The sequence below is a fragment of the Agrobacterium sp. 10T429 genome (assembly GCF_056393925.1).
This window is the reverse complement of record NZ_JBFTGV010000067.1, coordinates 1-417: the sequence shown is the minus strand read 5'-3', so window position 1 is coordinate 417 and position 417 is coordinate 1. Positions and strand designations below refer to the sequence as shown.

At 69.1% G+C, this 417-nt stretch carries 1 protein-coding gene; it reads right to left on the bottom strand.

The features are described 5' to 3' along the window. On the bottom strand, positions 1 to 417 hold a 417-nt coding region (locus AC1DCP_RS26550), incomplete at both ends, for a bifunctional transcriptional activator/DNA repair enzyme AdaA (protein WP_476774893.1).

The window sequence follows — 417 nt, the reverse complement described above, 5'->3', positions numbered from 1 at the left end:
GCCAGCAGCAGCTTCTGCGTCTGGGCGTATTCGAGTACCGAGACGCCGAACTGCGCATCGAACAGGCGCCGTAAGTGACGCTCCGTCACCCCGATGCGCTTGGCGAGTTGCGCCACGCCGGCCTCGGCCATGAAGCCTTCGTCGATCAGCGTGGCCGCGGCCTGCGCAAGCCGGCCGGAAATATCGGCCAGCCCGTGCCCGGGTGCCAGTTCCGGCCGGCAGCGCAGGCAGGGCCGGAAGCCGTGCTTCTCGGCCGAGGCGGCGGTGTCGTAGAACGTGCAGTTCTCGCGCCGGGGCGTGCGCACCGCGCAGATCGGCCGGCAATAGATGCCCGTGGACGACACGCCGACGAAAAACCGTCCGTCGAAGCGCCGGTCGTGCGAGGCGACTGCCTTGTAGCAGGTGTCGGGATCGAGG